Here is a 19,269-nt window from a genome sequence, read left to right as displayed (position 1 = left end):
AGGGGCTCCTTTACAATTACTGTTTTTTATAGTTTGCCATATAATCCAAAGTTAACAGAGTCAGCGCTTCAGTACCCTTACGCAAAGCGTCCTCATCCACATAGAAAAGCGGTGAGTGATTGCTTGGAGCTTGGCTGGCATCCTGATCCCTAGGAGTTACCCCCAGGAAGTAGAAAAAGCCAGGGACCTCATTGGCGTAGTAGGAGAAATCTTCTGCCCCCGTAATTTTGGGTACTTCTACAACATTCTTGTCGCCGACAGCAGATCTCAGAATAGGCAGGGCCATTTCTGTCAGCTCTGCATTATTTATCGTTACCGGATAGCCTTCCAGAATCTCCACATCTGCGCTTGCACCGGAGCTTTCAGCAATTAACTCCGCAGTGGTTTTTAAGCGTTTGAAAATTTCTGCACGGTTATCCATATCAAAATTACGGATGGTGCCGTTCAGATAGACACTGTCGGGGATGATATTGTTGCGGACACCACCGTCAATACGTCCGAAGGAAACGACTGCGGGCTCTTTGGTGATGTCGATCTGGCGGCTGACAATGGCTTGGGTGCCCATTACGACTTGTGCCGCAGCGACAATAGGGTCCACTCCACCCCAGGGGCGTGAGCCATGGGTTTGGCGGCCATTGATGGTAATACGAAATTCATCGGCAGCGGCCATAAGCGGGCCCGAGCGATAGCCGATGACGCCGGTGGGTAGTGATGAAGTGACATGCTGGCCAAAGGCCACATCCGGCTTGTACTTCTTGAAGATCCCTTCTTTGAGCATCAACTCCGCGCCACCTTCTTCATTGTCCGGTGCGCCTTCTTCTGCGGGCTGGAATATAAACAAGACGTTTCCAGCCAGCTCATCGCGAAGGCCTGCCAGGACCTCGGCAGCGCCCATCAGCATGGCCACATGGGTATCGTGGCCACAGGCATGCATAACGCCAACATCTTTACCTTGGTAAGTGGTTCTCGCTTTGGAAGCGAAGTGCACATCGGTTCTCTCTGTGACTGGAAGAGCGTCCATGTCCGCGCGCAAGGCAACAGTTGGTCCCGGTTTGCCGCCTCTCAAAAAGCCCACAAGGCCGGTATGGGCGATACCTGTTTCTACTTCAAGGCCCAGTGCACGTAAGTGTTTTTCAATATATTTGGCTGTTTCAAATTCGCGATTGCCCAGTTCTGGGTTCTGGTGCAGGTGGCGGCGCCACTCAATCACTTTGGACTCAGTATTTTCCAGCAATTGCTGAGGCTTAGGATCGCTTGCAAAGGCATGGGTAGCCAGCAGCGATGCACCGATTGCGATGGGCAGGAGCAGTTTTTTCACAGCACAATTCCTTCATTCTCATTATCGTCGGCTGATTCTACCCCAGATTTTGCGCGACCGACTCCCTCGAGCTGCTTTGCCTTTATATATTTTGAGTTTCCGCTGTTGACATGATGAACCGAACGGTTCAAGATGTTCTGCATAGATTGTGGAAAGAGCTATAACCACAGAACAATGAGGGCTGCAGGAGGTTCTCAAGGTTTTCACGAGACTGGGTGATACAGAAGGTGATACTGATTGGTCATAGGTTGGAAATAATTAGAGATGTTTAATTTGTCGAGCCCCCTAATTATTTCTTAGAGGATAATTAACGAGTTAATTTATAGTGATAATAATAGGCAGGTTACTAATATATCTGTATATCCCAGGTATATATAAATAATTATTATATTTATTGTTAGATTTACGACACTGTAAATTAGGTAACGTCTTAACTCGGCGGCTCTCTCGCGGTCGCCCCTGTGTTGGGGAAAGGTAAGCTTTTCCTGATAGTTGGCTACCATTAATTACAAAGAAGTGGTTCTTATAGCGCCTAAAGCGATAGCTTTTAATTGATGTCTCGGTCATATTTATGGTTTGGCTGATTGCATTAGTGTGCCTTTTTATCAAATTTTGTAGCTGATTTTATATTGGCTACTACGGGATTCTGTGGCCGTAAGTAAATACTCATTTGCTTAGGTTGTTGATTCATTATTTTTCTATCAAGTTGTTTGAAGGAGCTGATTTAATGTCATCCCCCCAATTACCTTCGAATTGGGTCAGCCGTTATGCGGATTGGCTTATTCGATATCGATGGCTGGTAGCCATTGGCGCACTACTGTTAGCCTTCTTTGCGGTAAGCGGAGCAAGATTCCTGGGTTTCAACAATGATTACCGGGCATTCTTTAGTGAAGCTAATCCTCAACTACAAGCTTATGAGCAAATCCAGCGCACTTACACTAAGAATGACAATATTCTGTTTGCGGTAGTGCCAAAAGATGGCAATGCCTTTTCCAATGATGCCCTGGCAGCCGTAGAGGAGATGACCGAGAAATCCTGGTTGTTACCCTATGCGCTGCGGGTGGATTCAATCACTAACTTCCAGCACACCATTGCTGAAGAAGATGACCTTCTGGTACAGGACTTGGTGGAAAATGCCAGCAGTTTAGATGCAGAAACCTTGGCTTCTATCAAGGCTGTAGCGCTGGCAGATCCCACTTTGAAGGAGCGCCTGGTAAATAGTGATGGCTCCGTTACAGGGATAAATATCACCTTCCAGCTTCCACAAAAATCCATGCATGAAACCCCTGAAGCGGCTGAAGCTGCACAGGCATTGATGGAAGAGATTGAGGCAAAATACGATGTAGAGGTCTATGCGACCGGTATTATTTTACTGAGTAATGCATTTTTTGAAGCCTCTCAGTCAGATATGAGCACCTTAGTTCCGCTCATGTACCTTGTGATTATTGCAGTTGTATTTTTATTGGTGCGGAGCTTCAGTGCGACTTTTGCAGCGCTGTTGGTTATCGTCTTCTCCATGGCCGCAGGCATGGGTTTGGCCGGTTTTATAGGTGTTAAATTGACACCGCCCTCCGCTTCTGCGCCCACCATTATTATGACTCTCGCAGTGGCGGACTCGATACATATATTGGTGAGTCTGTTTGCTGCAATGCGCCGTGGACTCAGCAAGCACGATGCAATTAAAGAGAGCTTGCAGCTCAACATGGGGCCTGTGTTCTTAACTTCGATCACTACCGCCATTGGCTTTTTGTCGATGAACTTTTCCGATGCGCCTCCCTTCCACGATCTGGGTAATATTACCGCGATGGGTGTGATGGTGGCTTTCTTCTTATCGGTTACCTTACTGCCTGCATTGATGGCGATACTGCCAGCCAAGAGTCGCGCCAGTGAATCCAAAATTGGACGCTCCATGGATACTTTGGGAGATTTTGTGATTCGCCGTCAGCGCCCAATATTACTCGCGGGAGTCATTGTCTCGTTGGGATTACTGGCAATGATTCCAAACAATGAGATTAATGATGACTTTGTTGGTTACTTTGATGAATCTGTGGAGTTCCGAACCGATTCAGATTATATCAATGACAACCTCTCTGGTATTTACCAGCTGATTTACTCGATCGAATCCGGTGACAACAATGGTGTTAGCAATCCAGAATTTCTTGCCAATCTGGAGCGTTTCACTGAGTGGATGCAGGACCAGCCCGGGGTGCGCCATGTCAATACCATTGGCGATACTTTCAAGCGCTTGAACAAAAATCTGCATGCTGACGATCCGGCGTACTACAGGTTGCCTGAAGAGCAGGAATTGGCAGCCCAGTATTTGTTACTGTACGAGCTGTCTCTCCCCTATGGCTTGGATTTAAATAATCAGCTGAATGTGGCTAAGTCGTCGACGCAGATTATTGTAACTCTCGATAATCTCAAGTCGAAAGAACTCAAAGCGGTGGCGGATGCCGGCAGTAATTGGCTGGAGAATAACATTGGTGTAACTGCCTATGGTGTAGGTCCGGCGATCATGTTTGCCAATATTGCCGAGCGCAATATGGAGGGCATGTTGGTGGGCACTCTGGTTGCGCTGGTGTTAATTTCTGCACTGATTGGTATTGCCCTGCGCAGTGTCAAACTCGGTTTCTTAAGCTTAATTCCCAACTTGTTGCCGGCCGGCCTGGCATTTGGCCTCTGGGGTGCACTGGTAGCTGAAGTCAATGTGGCTGTCACTATGGTGACCGGTATGGCACTGGGTATTGTGGTAGATGACACAGTGCACTTCCTCAGTAAATACCTGCGCCAGCGCCGTGCAGGCTACAACGTGGAGGACGGACTGCGCTACGCCTTCTCTTCAGTGGGTGTAGCGATAGTTGTGACTTCAGTCATTCTGATTGCCGGATTTATGGTGTTGGCCCAGTCCTCCTTCGGTATGAATTCCTCCATGGCACTTCTGACTGCAATTTGCATTTTGATGGCCTTGCTGGCGGATTTCCTACTTCTTCCAATTCTCTTGATGAAGCTCGATGCCAAGGCATACGACCCTGCTATTACCTCTATTGAAAATAAGGAGCAAAACTATGCAACCCAGCCGCTCTAAAAAACAGCTTTTGACACGGGCCCTAGCAGGTGCCCTGGCTCTGGCAGCTTTATCTGTTTCTGCCAGTGAACTGGACCTGGCCGCAGAAAAAGGTCTGGAAATTGCCAAGGAGGCGGACCGCCGCGACTTGGGATTCGGCGATCTCAGCAACAGCCTTACAATGACCCTGCGCAATAAATATGGTGAGGAGAGTGTGCGGGCTATGCGCACCAAAACTCTGGAGCAGGAAAATGACGGAGATAAATCCCTGGTGATTTTTGACAACCCTCGGGATGTAAAGGGCACAGCATTTTTGTCCTTTACTCATAAAGTGGGCTCCGATGACCAGTGGCTCTATTTGCCTGCTTTAAAGCGAGTAAAGCGTATTTCCTCCAGCAACAAGTCTGGACCATTTATGGGTAGTGAATTCTCCTATGAAGATATCGCCTCACAGGAGGTGGAGAAATACACCTATAAATATTTGCGCAACGAGTCTTTCGATGGTCGCGATCACTTTGTTCTGGAGTTGGACCCGGTTGATCCTAAATCTGGTTATTCCATTCAACACCTTTGGGTTGATACAGAGGAGTACCGCGCATGGAGAACGGATTACTATGATCGAAAAGGGGACCTGATGAAGACCCTCACGATTTCCGACTACAACCAGTACGACGATCAATACTGGCGAGCCAATAAAATGGAAATGGTAAATCACCAGACCGGTAAATCCACAGAGTTGTTGTACGGCGACTGGGTATTTGGCAATGGTTTTACCGATCGCGACTTCACCAAAAATAGTCTCTCCAGGGCGAAATAGGGGTTGCGCCCATGGTTAACCGAAAAATACTCACTTTGTTGCCACTATTGGTGGCGTTGAGTCATATGGCTGGAGCAAATGAGTTGAGTGGTTATGCGGGCCTGGAGGCCCGCGCATTCACCGCAGACCCTTTGGATTCAGCACAAAGTGATGCTGGTCTTTCTGCGTCTTTAAATCTCGAGTACTACCGGGATTTTGACGATGGAAACCAGCGTGTTGTGGCCAGTGTCTTTGGGCGCTGGGATAGTGAGGATAGCGATCGCAATCACGCGGATCTCGGCGAGCTTTACTGGTGGAAAGCTTACGATAATTTCGAGCTTTACGCCGGGGTGCGCAAAGTATTTTGGGGGGTTACTGAAACCGTGCATTTGGTGGATGTGATTAACCAGGATGATGCACTGGAAAATATCGACGGTGAAGACAAGCTGGGCCAACCCATGATTAACCTCCTGATGGAGCGTGATTGGGGAACACTGGAGGTGTACGGTTTACTGGGCTTTCGCGAGCGTCAGTTTGCTGGCCGGGAAGGGCGATTGCGTGCTCCGCTGCCGGTGGATGAGGATGCTGCGGTCTATCAATCTGACCGGGAGGAGAAGCATATAGATTGGGCCTTGCGTTACAGCCATGTACTTGGGGATTGGGACCTGGGCCTCAGCCATTTTTCCGGCACTAATCGGGATCCATTATTATTGCTTACGGAAGATGGCTTGCTTGCGCCTTACTATGCACAGATCGATCAGACGGGTGTGGACATCCAAACTACCCGTGGAGATTGGTTGTGGAAGTTTGAAGCTATTTCATTTAAACCTCGCGGTGAAGATCGCCAGACAGCGGCTGTCGGCGGTTTCGAATATACATTTTATGGTATTGGCGAAACGATCTCAGATCTTGGAGTATTAATGGAGTATCAATTTGATGATCGTACCGGACCTTGGTCTACGGCCAGTCAAAATGACATTGCAATAGGTGCGCGATACGCCCTAAATAATACACAGGATACGGAGCTTTTATTTGCCGTAAGTACCGATTTGGATAACGGTAGTCGTTTTTCCAATCTGGAACTGACCCACCGACTAAATGACCGCTGGTTAATGGAAGCTGAGGCGCGTTTTTTCGGTAATGCCGATGAAGAAGACCCTACCTACAATTTGCGCAACGACGACTATTTTCAGTTGGAATTACGTCGCTATTTTTAAAAGTTAATTCTCACAGGAATACCCCCATTCCCACCCCAAAGAGGCAAGAAGTTTTGGGGTGGGCTTTTTTTAGGGAAGTGTATACTGGTCCAGAATTGTGGATAGCTGTTGGTAACTGTTTTTGCCTGCTGTGGTACTGCCCGTGCCTTTATTCAGGGCCACTACGCCTCGGCTTACCGCCATAACCATCGCGGCGAGGGCGGCACAATCGACACCGGCTTGCAATTGGCCATCGTCAATAGCCTTCTGCATACGGGTTTCGATCCGGTTCAGCATATCATTGGTACCCTTTGCTACCAGATCAGCGAGAAATCCTTCACTGGCACCCACCTCCATTGCTGCCATAGTAGCGATACAGCCTTCAGGAGTTTCAGAGCTCTCCATACCAGACTGAAGCATTTCCAGGAAGCCGCCCATGGCTGTGCGGAAGTCCGGGTGATTCAAGGTATCCATAGCATCGCAGGCGTATTGGGTGTGGAAATGTTCCAGACAGCGGCCATACAACCCTTCCTTGCTTTGGAAGGTGTTGTAGATACTGGATTTATTCAGTCCCATGGCCGATTCAAGATCCGACAAGGAAGTTGCTTTGTAGCCTTTTTCCCAGAAAACGCGCATGGCCTTGTCTAGTACTTGTGACTCATCGAACTGCTTGCGCCCACTCATTTATCGTTACCAAACCTCAAAAAAATGATAGTGACACATCAATCTGGGGTGGGCAAGACGAGAGGGGGAGAGTCTCGAAATTATAGGGGTAAATAGGTTTTGGCATGAATAATCCAGCGGGTTTGCCGCTTCATGAATAGGTGGTCAGCTTATTTTGTACAAAGGCCTGGTGCTGACTAATGGGCCCCTTTTAACTGGTTACTCAAAGCCTCTGCTGTAAGTGACCAGCTCGTCTTAACCTTTGATTGTTGTTGCCCCGAGGTGGAGTCAGGGCTACCTGCTTGCGGTTCCTAAAAATAGATATTTAACCTATGATTTCGGCCGCGAATGAATAGAGAAGGAATAGGAAATTATGGGTATTTTTGATAAAGCCAAGGAACTCGGTGAAAGGGTCAATGAGTCCGTAACCGCTTTTAGTAGTGATGAAGTAATAGCCAATACCGTTATCAAAGCGGTTGAGAAGCAGGAGAAGGTGAATGCCATTCTCAAAGCCGGGGGATGCAATTATCGTGTTGCGGACATCGATCTGGGGATGGGAATTCCACCAACGGTGACTTTTGGGGTGAGGCGAGTTGATGAGCTGGCAGAAAAAAAGGCTGATGAAAATGGTGTCATGACTTCACCTGCGCCTGAAGAATCCGCCTTATAGTTACCGACTCCCTAAATGATGGTTCCGGAAATTTTATAAAGCGATATTGGAATAAACATTATGAAAATAGTGCGTAGCAGAGATTTTACCGGTAGTAAGCCCTGGGAATCGCAACTTATCGCAAATATGAACGGGATTACCACTAAACTGCATTGGACTAATAAACCTTATATTTGGCATATCAATGATGGCCAGGAAGTCTTCGCTGTTCTCGATGGTCATGTAGAAATGTTTTACAAAGTGGCAGGTAGAACCGAATCGGAACTTCTTGGACCTGGTGATATATTCCACGCTTCTGAGGGCACGGAACATGTAGCTCATCCTGTTGGTGAGGCTCGCATTCTGGTTGTGGAATCTGAGGGAAGTGTCTAAGTTGGTTTTCCTTTCTTAGAAATTAATTAATGTGGTTATCTTATCAAGAGATAGTCATCAATTTGATGGCTTGGATAAGCATTTTGCAATGTTGATTTTGTAACAGTTGAGCATGTCGGAATTTGTCGATTTACTGTCATTTTAATACCACTATTGGATAGAGTAAGTCGTTAATATAAAAAGCTATTTAATCTTCCATATATAAAGCTTATACAGATTTTATGTAGTCATTTTCTGTTGAGATAACTTCCTTTGTGTAGGGAGGTTGAGCGAGAAATTAAGACTAATAAACTTCAAAAAATTATTTAGCGAACAAGGAGGGAACTGGGATGCTGGAGTTAAGGCCGAACTGTGAGAATTGCGATAAAGATCTACCGCCAAACTCGGAAGAGGCGATGATATGTACTTACGAATGTACTTTCTGCCAGCCCTGCGTCGAGACATTACTCAGTAACGTCTGCCCTAACTGTGGCGGTAATTTTTGCCCCCGCCCCATTCGGCCCCAGGTTGCACGGCGTAGCGGTGTGGGTATTAGCTATCAACCGGCCTCACAGAAGCGAGTCAATACTCGATTTAGTAAAGATGAAATCTGCTCGTTTACTGATAGCGTGAAAAATATCCCCCCCGCTGATCGCTAAAATAAAGTGACTGAAAGTTGCAGTTTGGTTTTATATTGCGAGGTTTATCGAGTTTATCTGGGTTATATATGGGGTTATGCGGTTTCTTTATAGGGTGAGTTGTCCTCTGTAGTAAGCTTTGGGGCTGGCAATATTTTGTCTGACGCCTTAAGTTATATCGCCTTTTTTAGGGGGAAGTTAGAAGGATAACTATGACGAGTATCGTAGCGGATATCGGTGGGACCAACGCCCGATTTGCCATCGCCAAGCCTGTAGCAGAGGGTTACCAGCTGGAAGAACTCAAAGTCGTTGATTGCCAACGCTTCGAGGGATTTGATGCAGCACTACAGCACTGGCTTGATGGGTTAAACCAGCCGCGCCCGGAAAAGGCGTGTATTGCAGCAGCCGGTCCGCTGGAGATGACTCCAACAGGTGGAAAGGTTTATATGACCAATCTGGGCTGGACTATTGACGCCGGGGAGCTGGCGCAAGAGTTTAGCTTTCCCCACCTAGAGCTGATTAATGATTTTGCCGCCTTGGCTCAGTCTCTGCCCCGTCTGGCCGAATCAGATTACCAGGTACTGCGCGATACTCCCCGGCAGGCAGGTGCCCCTATGGCGGTGCTCGGTCCCGGAACCGGCCTCGGTGTTGCCGGACTGGCTGAAGCCGATGGCCGATACCATGTGCTGGCGGGAGAGGGCGGGCATGCCAACCTGACAGTCTCCACTGAGCGTGAATTGCAGTTGCTGCAAATCCTGATGAAAACCCAGTTACCCGTTTTCAATGAATGGGTTTTATCGGGCAATGGGCTGGTTAATCTCTATCGCGCAGTTTGCGAGCTGAACGGAGAGATTGCTGAGGACCTGACGCCCCCCGATATCAGCGCCCGTGGCCTTGAAGGTTCAGATCCGCTGTGCCGTGAAGCTCTGATAGATTTCCTCAATTTTCTCGGCAGTGCGGCCGGGGATGCGGCTTTGTATATGGGCGCGCGTGGCGGGGTATTTTTGGGTGGTGGTATACTGCCCAGGATCGCTGAATTGCTACCTGAGAGCGAGTTTGAGCAGCGTTTCCTGACGAAAGGGCGTGTCGCTCAATGGATGGAGGCCGTTCCGGTATACGCGTTGAATGCGGGTTATCAGGCCTTGATTGGCGCTGCAGTACAGCTTGAGGGGTAATTGCCCGGTACTTTTGTTGGGTTATGGCCTGACAAACGTGTATTAAATTACACCTGTGATTGATCTCACACTTTTTCCCGTCTCCTCCCCCCTCGGGGGAGGATGTTATGGATTAGGGGCCGCCCTAGGATGCAGGGTCTCAACATAACGATAAGTCCAGGGAGAAGATGATGAGTCTATCCAATAAAGGTAAAGGGGCGCTCAGACCCACTTTGCTATCTGCTGCCATCGCGGCCTCCGTGTCCACCTCGGTTGGGGCCTATGCGCAGGAGCAGGAAACACTGGAAGAAGTAACAGTTACCGGTATTCGCACCAGCGTTTTGGACTCCGTTGAAGCCAAGCGCGCCGCCGATGTTGTGGCCGATGTGGTAGATGCGGGCGCTCTGTCATCTCTTCCCGACCAATCAATCGCTGATGCCCTGGGCCGTCTGCCCGGCGTAACCACCGTGCGATCCAACGGTCAGTCCTCACAGCTAAATATCCGCGGTATGAACGGCGACTTCCTGCAGACCACCCTGAATGGTCGTGAGCAGGCCTCTACCAGTGGTTATACCGAAAGTACTCGCTGGATATCTTTTGACCAGTACCCAGCTGAGCTGATTAATCAGGCCGCGGTCTACAAGACTCCGAAAGCCTCTCATATCGAAGGTGGTGTAGCGGGCTCTGTAGAGCTGAAAACAGCCAATCCTCTCGACGCCGAGAAAGAACACAACTTTAATGCCAATGTGCGTATGTCGTTTAACGATGCAGCAGACGACGTCGGTGCCGACGAGTTCGGTGAGCGTGTCACGCTGTCGTACATGGGTAAATTTATGGATGACAAGGTGGGCGTCGCCCTGGGTTATTCCCACCTTGAGCAGCCGAATAGCTTTGTAAAGTCCCGCACGGGTGCAGACGCCCAGATCGGTTATGAACCGCCGGCAAGCGATTACGATGGTGACGGCAGCGCAGATGCTTTGCCGCGCGCATTCCAATGGCAGTCAGGTGATGGTACCGATACCCGCAATGGTTACCTGGCTAGCGTCGTTTTTGAGCCTACCGATGGTTTCAAGGCCCAGTTGGATTACTTCAAATCTGACTTTGAGCGTGTGGATACTCGCCACGGTATTACGGTTGGTGGGCTGGCCAATACAGACATGTATACCCTTTCCGATACGGAAGTAAACGGTGGAGTGGTTACCGATGGAACGGTAATTATTACCGATCCAAAAACTGTTTACGATTCCAGCCCCTGGTTTGAATCCCGCTCTGAGGATCAATCCACTCAGGCGGACAGCGATAGTATTGGCCTGAACCTGGAGTGGAATTTTGGTGACCGCCATACCCTGGCCGTTGACTACTCCTATAGTAAGGGCACCAAGACGCGCAAGGATCAGATTGTATCCATGCACGCTTACGACCTGACCTACGATGACAATGGGAACTTAGAGACCTGGGAAGAAGCTGCTGGGCAGAGCTTTGCCTATTCCCTTAATGGTGATGGTATTCCCTCAGGCGTTTTCTCCGGTGTAGATTTCACCGATCTGGATACCATGCGTTTGTCGCGCTACGAAGAGTACCCCCACGAGTACACCGATAAGGTTGAAGCCTTCAAGTTCGATTACAAGTTTGACTTGGAGTGGCGAGCCATTGCCTCTATAGAGACTGGATTCCGTGTCTCTGAGCGTACTTTCGATTCTGAGCGTGGTGCTTTCCTGTACGGTAGCCGCGATGGTCAATTCAATGACTACTGCGCGGATAACCTGTCCGACATCGATTGTGAGCCGCAACTACTGGACGGCTATGTCAGCATTGAATCTACCAATGGGATACCACAATTCGTAGTCAACGATATGGATGCCCTGGCTTCCAGTATTTTTGGTGCCGGTAATTACGAAGGTAAAAAGGTATTTAGCCAGGACTGGACTTTCGTTGAGTCCGGTGCTGTGAAAGAGGAAGTTTTTGCCTACTACCTGATGGCCAATATCGAAACCCAGTTGGGTAGTATTCCAGTAACTGGTAATTTCGGTGTACGGGTTGTTGAAACCGATGTGAAGTCCAGCGGTATCCAAAATGTGGGTGCTGGCAATGGTATCGAAATTACTGATGACGTGGGTGTAACTTCAGATAGCTACGACTATGTTGAGTACGGCCCCGAATACACAGATACCCTGCCTTCCCTTAACTTGAACTTTGAGCTGACCGAGCAGGACTACATTCGCTTTGCTGCAGCTAAAGTGATGGGCCGTCCGCCAGTTGGGCAGCTGAAGGGCGGCGCTGGCTCCTGGAACAGTGTTAACAACGATGGCGCTACGGAGTACAACGTTTGGACCAAGGGGTCTCCCTACCTCGATCCTTTCCGTGCAAACCAGTTTGACCTGGCTTATGAGCACTATTTCGAAGATGGCGGCGCGGTAACTGCAGCCATTTTCTGGAAAGATATCGAAAGCCTGGTAGAAAAGCAGTATATCTACCTGGACAGCCAGGCAGATCGGACGGCGCTGTTTGATTCCCTGGGTATTGAAATTCCCGTTGGTCTGGAAGCCGGCGCTTTTGAGACTTACGTGAACAACGACAAGGGTGGTTATATTCGAGGCATCGAGCTTGCGGGTACCAAAACCTTTGATCAGCTGCCAGGTATTTGGGCTGGCTTGGGTATGACCGCCAGCTATTCATATACTGAGAGTGAAACCGAAGTGAGTGGCGGTAACCTCTATGGTGAAAACCTGCCGTTGCCGGGCCTCTCTGAAAATGTCTGGAGCACTACAGTATTCTGGGATATTGGTAATTTCAGCTCCCACGTCAATGTTCGCTATCGGGATGAATTTATCCTGAATATGCCGGTACCAGGTAGCTCCACACCAGTGGAAGCGCAAGCCTATACCACTGTCGATGCACAGATATCCTACGCATTTGATAATGGTATCGATGTGATTTTCTCAGCGAACAATCTTACGGATGAGGCTGATGTGAAATCATACGGAGTAGATGGCGTCCTCGGTGAATACACTGAGTTTGGACGTCAATTCTACCTCGGCTTGAACTATAGCTACTAAGTATCGCTGATTCTTTCGGTGTAAACGGAAGATGTGATAAGAGACCGCCCGCTGAGCTACGCTTGCCGGGCGGTTTTTTTTTTGAAATGTCAAATGGCCCGAAAATAAGTGCGGTGCCGAATTTTTGAGAGTCGCCATGAGCAATCAATGTAAAAAAATAATTATTCTTGGCGGGGGTACCGCTGGCTGGATAACCGCCAATCTGATGGCGACCCATTGGCAGAATAAAGGGTTTGAAATCACCCTGGTGGAATCACCGGATATTGGAATTATCGGTGTGGGGGAGGGATCAACTCCGCCACTAAAGGGTTTTATGGAGACTATAGGAGTAAGCGAATCGGAGTGGATGCCTGCTTGTAACGCTACTTACAAGGTCGGTATTACCTTTAGGGATTGGTCGGTCAAACCGGGCTTTACCGAGTATGTTCATCCCTTTGTCGGCCAGCCGGACCAATTTACTATCCCGGCATTTTTTCATAATAGTTACCTGCGCAGGAAAGGCGTTGACCTGGAGGGACACCCGGACCACTTCTTTCTGGCCACAGAGATGATCCGACAAAAATTATCTCCAGTCGCACCGGAAAACTTCCCTTTTGAAATTGCCTATGGTTACCATTTTGATTCTGGTTTATTGGGCCAGTTCCTGCGTCGTGTTGCAGAACAGAAAGGCGTTCGCTATAAGGTGGCGACAGTGGCTGGCGCCATGCTCGATGCACAGGGGAATATTGATCACCTGAAAACTACTGATGGTGAGGTGCTCAAAGCGGATCTGTATGTGGATAGTTCCGGCTTTCGTGGAAGTCTCATACAACAATCCCTGAAGGTTCCTTTTATTAGTAGCGCTGAGAGTCTGTTTAACGATTCTGCGGTTGTATTTGCTACAGATCAGGAGAAAGAGTATGCACCGCATACTATTTCTACTGCGATGAAATATGGCTGGGCCTGGAAAATCCCCCTGACTAATCGCAATGGCAACGGCTATGTTTACAGCTCTCGCTTTGTCGATGATGACAAGGCAGAAACGGAATTTCGCGCTCACTTGGGGTTGTTGGACAGTGATGTCGAGGCGCGTAGATTAAAGTTCAAGGTGGGACGGGTTGCCCAACACTGGGCCAAGAACTGCCTGGCGGTGGGGCTCTCCCAAGGCTTTATTGAGCCTTTGGAGGCAACGGCGCTTGATATGGTCCAGGAGACTGTTGTGCGCTTTATAGAGGCCTATAACAATGGTGATCATACTGATAAATATAGGGATGACTTTAATAATCGTATCAGCGCTCGTTTTGATGCGGTGCGGGACTATATCGTCTGTCACTACCGTATTAGTTCGAGAATAGATACGGATTATTGGATTGCCAATGGCACTAATGAAAAGATATCTCCCTCCCTGCGTTCAATCTTGATGTCCTGGATGGCAGGCAAGAATATTACTGATGAACTACTGGATCAAAAACTGGATGTCTATTTCCCGAATGTATCCTGGAATTGCCTGTTGACTGGCAAGGGGATTTACCCGGGGCAGGAACAGTTGCGTCCAGGTAATGAGTTTGCACACAAATATAAACTGGAAGAAATCAAGGATTTTAACCGCCGCTGTGCTCTGAACTTTATGCCGCACATGGATCAGTTAAATCAATTAAGGGTGGGGTAGAAGAAAATCTGGAATAGTGCTCGGATTATCTCTGAGCACTATTCCACTTTAATCAGATAGGGAGGTGAATCGTTTTTAATTAATAAATGACTATTCGCTATCCTTTACTTCTATTTTCTCTGATTCTTTTATACGTAGTATGTGCTTCTCTCCACGCTCACCACGAATTTTAACCCGATCTCCAGATTTCATACCTTTGAGCTTGGCCTCATCGGCATCCAGGAAAAAGTAGCGGCCAGTCTGCTCATCTTTCAGAGAAAACTTACGCTCGGATTTTCCCGTTTCAAAATCTTCAGAGATAATTTCTTCCAAGGTGCCAGTTACAATCTCCTCTGCTTGTACAAACAGGGAGAAGCTCAATGCAAACGCTATTAGAATGAACTTTTTCATAGTATTTATCCTGCGGTAACGGATTTATAGTCTAATCACTGTAACTGACTAAGATAGTGGCCGACTGTTTGTCTGAGGCCATAGATTGAAACTCAATGGTTAAGCCAATATTTGAGTCGCTAAAGCTATCTCCTGGTTCCTTGAGTTCTGCTACATGGTTAAAGAGTCTATTATCGAGATAATGAACGGATACTGAATTTTCCATATGAGACGATGGATTCAGTATGTCATGGCCTACATGGTAGTTCACGTAGTAGTAGTCTTCTCCATTCTGACTACCCGCACTCTCGACTTTCAGCTGCTGGGGCAGATTTCCTGAGAGCTCTCCCGCAGTCAGCTCAATAGCCTCAATCTCTACCTCTTCTGTGCTGCCGGCGGTCTGGGTTACCGTTTGAGTATATTCGGGGAATAAATCATACCAGCCCATGTACTCTCGGTGACCACTGCCAAATAAGCGCGAAGTCCAGGCATTCCCCATAAAGCTCCCATCTGTTCCATATTCGCTTTCGCCACTATCGAAGGTATCGCCATCATTGTTGTCATCATTGCCGGCATGGCTGAGTCCAATATTGTGGCCAAGTTCATGGCCCATTATTATCTGGTCTGTATAAGCGGTAACGATGCTCCACTTACCACCAACAGAGGCGACACCAGCCCCAACCAGCCCAGCACTCTTGGCCTTTGGCGGGTAGATGTAAACACGGTGGCGCCAGTCGCTTAGGTTGATAGGGTTGTTATTATTATCAACTAAATTGGTTTCCGCCCATTCTGTTGCATTGTCACGCCAAGTGTATCCTCCGTCTGTATATTCTCCTCCCTGGCTGGAGCGAGCTGCCGCATCGTCAACGCTTAAAGTGCCACCGTCTTGGTTATCCGGAATGTTGTAACTGATACAGTCAATGGAGCTATCTTCATTGCTACCTTCTCCATAGCAGTAATGTTCCAGGGAGCTGTCGCTGATGCGATGGCGCAGGAATTTTAGTTGTCCCAATGAATTCTTTAGGTAGGTATTATCGAGAGAGTCTTCATCGTTAAAGACCATATCTGCAATATCAGAGATATCAGTGGTATCTGTAGGTACAGCATCAGAGAAGTTCATGAAAATGAATACGATACTGCTTTCATCAGGCTCTAAAGTGACGACAGAGAAGGTAATAGATTGAGTAGTGCCATCGCTAAGTTGGAATGAAATGGTATCTTCTGTCGTTTCACCATTGTTTAAACTGTCTGCTGAATCATTCAGGCTGTATTCCCAATCTCCGTTGCTGTATAACTTGAAATCGCCGTAGGATCCGTTAAGAGTTTCCTCGACAAACTCCGGAGTATTGCCATCGACATCCTCCAAAAGGAATGTTCCTGAAGAAAATTCCTTACCTTCAACAATCAAAGTGGCCAGTGGGCTGGCGGGATTGAACGAGTAGGCATCGTCGTAACCGGTTATGGAAATGGATATAGTGGCTTCTGAATCACTGGAGCCAATACCAATATTAAATGCGTCGGTCACTAATTCTGAGCCAGCAATTGGATCGGATAGTTCACTGTCCAAGGTATAGGTCCAGCTGCCATCACTGGATATTTCAAGCTCTCCGTAAGTTCCTTGAAAATTTCCGGATTCAAAGGTTTGATTGCTGTTTGAGTTATCGACCAGTTGCCCTGAAACCGTTGTCTCGACATCTTCACTGACGCTGCCGCTGTCGCCGCTTATGCTAGGGGAGTCATCGCCGTCAGAGCTTGCCCCTGAATCGCTATCGCGGCTTACTGAAGTGCCGTCGGGTTCGTTGTCATCGGAGCTTCCACCCCCACCGCAAGCAGTAAGAAATACAGATAAACTGATAGCCGTGAGTAACTTCAGGGAATAGGTCATATCGCCTCGATAGATCCGTTAAACCAAATATAATTGGCGCGGAGTATAAAGAGATGTCAGTCATATTCTGTGATGGCTGGCTTGCTTTTGAGGCTGATTTTTTGCTTGAGCAAAAAATGGTGCTATCGGTCGTATCTAGAATTTTTTTGTCAATAAAAATAAAGGAAATAGGCTGGAAAATAGTTGGGGATTTTAAGGTAGGAAAAGAGTGGCTTGGGAACCTGTTGGCAAATTAAAGTTGAACGCGGTCAACTATTCGCTGTGAACAGTCGACCGCAAAAATAATCTTATTCTCCAGGGAGTCCACTCAGAAACTGTTTTAAGTGTGAGACATTGCACTCTTCGGTGTCGGCGCAGTTTTCCAGGATTTTTTTCAATTGTTGGTCGTCACTCTGTTCAGTAGCCAATTTCAAATAGTAACGTACCTGATCAAGGTTTTTGCCTGGATTATCGTCTTGACTATAGGCCTCAGCAATTTTCAGTGAAGCTATACCATGCCCTCTCTTTGAGGCTTCCTCGTAGAGTGACATTGCTCGATCTAGATTAGCTTCTACACCAAGCCCCTGTTCATACATACGGGCTTGGTTAAAGTATCCATACTTTGAATTTTGATTCGCTGCCTGCTCAAACCAATGAAGAGCCTCGGGATAGTTATGGAAAGAATCACTACCGGAGTCCAAGTATATGAGCCCCAGTTTATTCATAGCACTTGCTAATCCCCTCTCTGCTGCTTGAGTGTAATAATAGATTGCCTGTTCCAGGTCCTTTTCTACTCCGTTACCTGCCTCGTAGAGTCCGGCCAACCTGGCACTGGAGTTGGCTGAGCCTTCCGCAGCTGCGAGCCTATAAAGTTGTGCTGCATGAGTCGGGTTTTGTTCCACTCCATAACCATTTTCGGCGGAGTAACCCATATTGGTAATACACTCCAGGTGGCCGGCCCGTCCACACAATAAATACCAGGCATAGGCAATATCGGCGTTGGCATCTGCAATAATATTCTTGGAATGCAGGATCCCCATTTTTAATTGTGCAGGAAGATGATTGCGATATGCCGCAGCTTGATAGTCCCTGATAGATTGATTGATATTAACCGGTTGGCCATGGGCGCCTAGTTGTGTGATACGCCCTCTCTCAAAGAGTGCGGCGGGGTTTCCTGCAATTGCGGCCTCATTGAGAAGTGCCATGCCCCCACTGGTTTCTTTTTTCTCCTCCAGCAGGTAGCTGGCGTAAAAAAACTGGGCTGGTGAAAAGCCACTATCGGAAGCTTTTTGAATAAGCTTTTCAAATTGATAGTAATTATTCTGCTCAAGGTAACCAATAGCCTGGGTAAAGTGGGCTACGGGGTAACCTTTATTAGCGCTGGCTTGCAAGAATTGTGCAGCACCGGATTCGTTAGCTGAGTTAAATTCCTCTGACGCAAAAAGGGAGTAGAGTTCGTACTCCGCCTGGCCCTTCTTCAGGTGTTGTTCGGCACTGGAAAGTAGTGAAGTTGCTAATTCTTTGTCCGGGTCAATTCCCAGGCCCATAAAGGCTATATAGGCTAGGTAAACCTTCGCCTCTTCGAGGCCCAGATCCGCAGCAGCAACAAATAATTGTGCGCACTCGTTAACTGCAAATTTTTCAGTTTTGCCACTGAGACACAGCCGCCCTAAACTGATATTGGCGGAAATGGATCCCATAACAATAGCGTCCAGATAAGCTTGTTCAGCCTGTGGATACTGACCCTCCGCATGAAACACAATGCCTTCGGCGTGTCGAGCGGCATAGTCTGTAGAGGCTAATATCTGGATAATATCGGCATATAGCTGATCCGATGTGCCGGCAAATGGATACCGGATCGCGAGCAGTCGGTGTAGAAAGCGGGCATTATCGAAGTAGATTTTCGATACTTGATAGCCGCCTACTTCCTTTACGTTATATACGCGGTATATAGCATTGCGACTATTTGCAAATTCAAAATAGCTATCAATAATTTCATAGCCGGATATGGTGAGCAGGTCTTCTGCATCTGCCCAGCTTCCGACCTCAAAGGCACTATAGCTATACTCACCACTGCGTCCGGAAAGGATACCAGTAGCAATAAATTCAAACAGGTTTTTATGGTAGTTGGCGGCTTCTAACTGTCCCACAGACTCATAACATTCTGCAGCGCTGAGATGGGGCGTTAGTGACAGGATGTTGTTGTTTGTTACGGCCTTCCAGTCCACGGCTTCACAAGACTTATCCCCAGATTCAATCGCGGATAGCTCCGCCTGGTAGCGCTCTCTGGCCGCGATATTATTCAGGGGTTGCTGAGACTCAAGATAGGCAACCCAGAAATCCTCATAAGCAACTGTATCTGGAGCGCTAGCAATTTGTTCGGTTAGCAGCCTTATTTCACTATCGCCGGGTTTGATGGAAGTGTGGGCCGCACAAGAGGCCAGTAAGTAAATAACGGGGGCAAAAAGGAATTTTTTCATTA

General features: G+C 47.9%; 15 protein-coding genes. 10 read left to right on the top strand and 5 right to left on the bottom strand.

Annotated features, from left to right (window positions below; all coding sequences use genetic code 11):
* Window positions 1–16: 16 nt before the first annotated feature.
* On the bottom strand, window positions 17–1,318 hold the full coding sequence (locus ACJJI1_RS05450) for an amidohydrolase (RefSeq protein WP_444892168.1): 1,302 nt from the start codon (window positions 1,316–1,318) through the stop codon (window positions 17–19).
* A gap of 727 nt (window positions 1,319–2,045) precedes the next feature.
* Between ACJJI1_RS05450 and ACJJI1_RS05445 the strand changes: the two genes are divergently transcribed.
* From ACJJI1_RS05445 to ACJJI1_RS05435, 3 genes are read left to right on the top strand one after another with little or no spacing between them, the layout of a single operon-like run.
* Window positions 2,046–4,403, top strand: a complete 2,358-nt coding sequence (locus ACJJI1_RS05445) for an efflux RND transporter permease subunit (protein WP_444958772.1) — start codon at window positions 2,046–2,048, stop codon at window positions 4,401–4,403.
* A complete protein-coding gene (locus ACJJI1_RS05440) occupies window positions 4,384–5,199 on the top strand; it encodes an outer membrane lipoprotein-sorting protein (RefSeq protein WP_444958771.1) in 816 nt (271 codons plus the stop codon). Before ACJJI1_RS05445 ends, ACJJI1_RS05440 begins: the two co-directional genes overlap by 20 nt.
* Window positions 5,200–5,210: 11 nt before the next feature.
* The gene (locus ACJJI1_RS05435) at window positions 5,211–6,395 is read left to right on the top strand and encodes a hypothetical protein (RefSeq protein ID WP_444958770.1); all 1,185 of its coding nucleotides are present in this window, start codon (window positions 5,211–5,213) and stop codon (window positions 6,393–6,395) included.
* Window positions 6,396–6,464: 69 nt separating this feature from the next.
* On the opposite strand, the gene ACJJI1_RS05430 is transcribed toward ACJJI1_RS05435, so the two are convergent.
* On the bottom strand, window positions 6,465–7,058 hold the full coding sequence (locus ACJJI1_RS05430; protein ID WP_444903287.1) for a TetR/AcrR family transcriptional regulator: 594 nt from the start codon (window positions 7,056–7,058) through the stop codon (window positions 6,465–6,467).
* A 352-nt stretch (window positions 7,059–7,410) separates the two neighbouring features.
* On the opposite strand from ACJJI1_RS05430, the gene ACJJI1_RS05425 reads away from it, so the two are divergent.
* From ACJJI1_RS05425 to ACJJI1_RS05400, 6 genes are all read left to right on the top strand, one after another.
* On the top strand, window positions 7,411–7,707 hold the full coding sequence (locus ACJJI1_RS05425) for a hypothetical protein (protein ID WP_444958769.1): 297 nt from the start codon (window positions 7,411–7,413) through the stop codon (window positions 7,705–7,707).
* 60 nt (window positions 7,708–7,767) lie between these two features.
* A complete protein-coding gene (locus ACJJI1_RS05420) occupies window positions 7,768–8,079 on the top strand; it encodes a cupin domain-containing protein (protein WP_444911629.1) in 312 nt (103 codons plus the stop codon).
* Window positions 8,080–8,408: 329 nt separating this feature from the next.
* Entirely contained in the window at window positions 8,409–8,717 is a 309-nt protein-coding gene (locus ACJJI1_RS05415; protein WP_282931050.1) for a DUF1272 domain-containing protein, read from the top strand.
* A gap of 191 nt (window positions 8,718–8,908) precedes the next feature.
* Window positions 8,909–9,871: a glucokinase gene (gene glk, locus ACJJI1_RS05410; protein ID WP_282931051.1), complete on the top strand. Its 963-nt coding sequence runs from the start codon at window positions 8,909–8,911 to the stop codon at window positions 9,869–9,871.
* A 170-nt stretch (window positions 9,872–10,041) separates the two neighbouring features.
* Window positions 10,042–12,906 (top strand): TonB-dependent receptor, encoded by a 2,865-nt coding sequence (locus ACJJI1_RS05405; protein WP_444940608.1) that lies wholly within the window; start codon window positions 10,042–10,044, stop codon window positions 12,904–12,906.
* Window positions 12,907–13,042: 136 nt separating this feature from the next.
* Window positions 13,043–14,554: a tryptophan halogenase family protein gene (locus ACJJI1_RS05400; RefSeq protein ID WP_444958768.1), complete on the top strand. Its 1,512-nt coding sequence runs from the start codon at window positions 13,043–13,045 to the stop codon at window positions 14,552–14,554.
* A 90-nt stretch (window positions 14,555–14,644) separates the two neighbouring features.
* On the opposite strand, the gene ACJJI1_RS05395 is transcribed toward ACJJI1_RS05400, so the two are convergent.
* Together ACJJI1_RS05395 and ACJJI1_RS05390 are read right to left on the bottom strand one after the other, a co-directional pair.
* Window positions 14,645–14,944 (bottom strand): hypothetical protein, encoded by a 300-nt coding sequence (locus tag ACJJI1_RS05395; RefSeq protein ID WP_444895935.1) that lies wholly within the window; start codon window positions 14,942–14,944, stop codon window positions 14,645–14,647.
* Window positions 14,945–14,975: 31 nt separating this feature from the next.
* Window positions 14,976–16,808 (bottom strand): VCBS domain-containing protein, encoded by a 1,833-nt coding sequence (locus tag ACJJI1_RS05390; protein WP_444958767.1) that lies wholly within the window; start codon window positions 16,806–16,808, stop codon window positions 14,976–14,978.
* A 53-nt stretch (window positions 16,809–16,861) separates the two neighbouring features.
* Here ACJJI1_RS05390 and ACJJI1_RS05385 point away from each other — a divergent pair, with 53 nt between their 5' ends.
* On the top strand, window positions 16,862–17,044 hold the full coding sequence (locus tag ACJJI1_RS05385) for a hypothetical protein (RefSeq protein ID WP_444958766.1): 183 nt from the start codon (window positions 16,862–16,864) through the stop codon (window positions 17,042–17,044).
* 51 nt (window positions 17,045–17,095) lie between these two features.
* Here ACJJI1_RS05385 and ACJJI1_RS05380 read toward each other — a convergent pair whose 3' ends face one another.
* Window positions 17,096–19,267: a tetratricopeptide repeat protein gene (locus ACJJI1_RS05380; protein ID WP_444958765.1), complete on the bottom strand. Its 2,172-nt coding sequence runs from the start codon at window positions 19,265–19,267 to the stop codon at window positions 17,096–17,098.
* Window positions 19,268–19,269 lie beyond the last annotated feature (2 nt).

Source organism: Microbulbifer maximicatervae (SeqCode), assembly GCF_052467065.1.
This window is presented reverse-complemented; position numbering and strand designations above follow the sequence as displayed.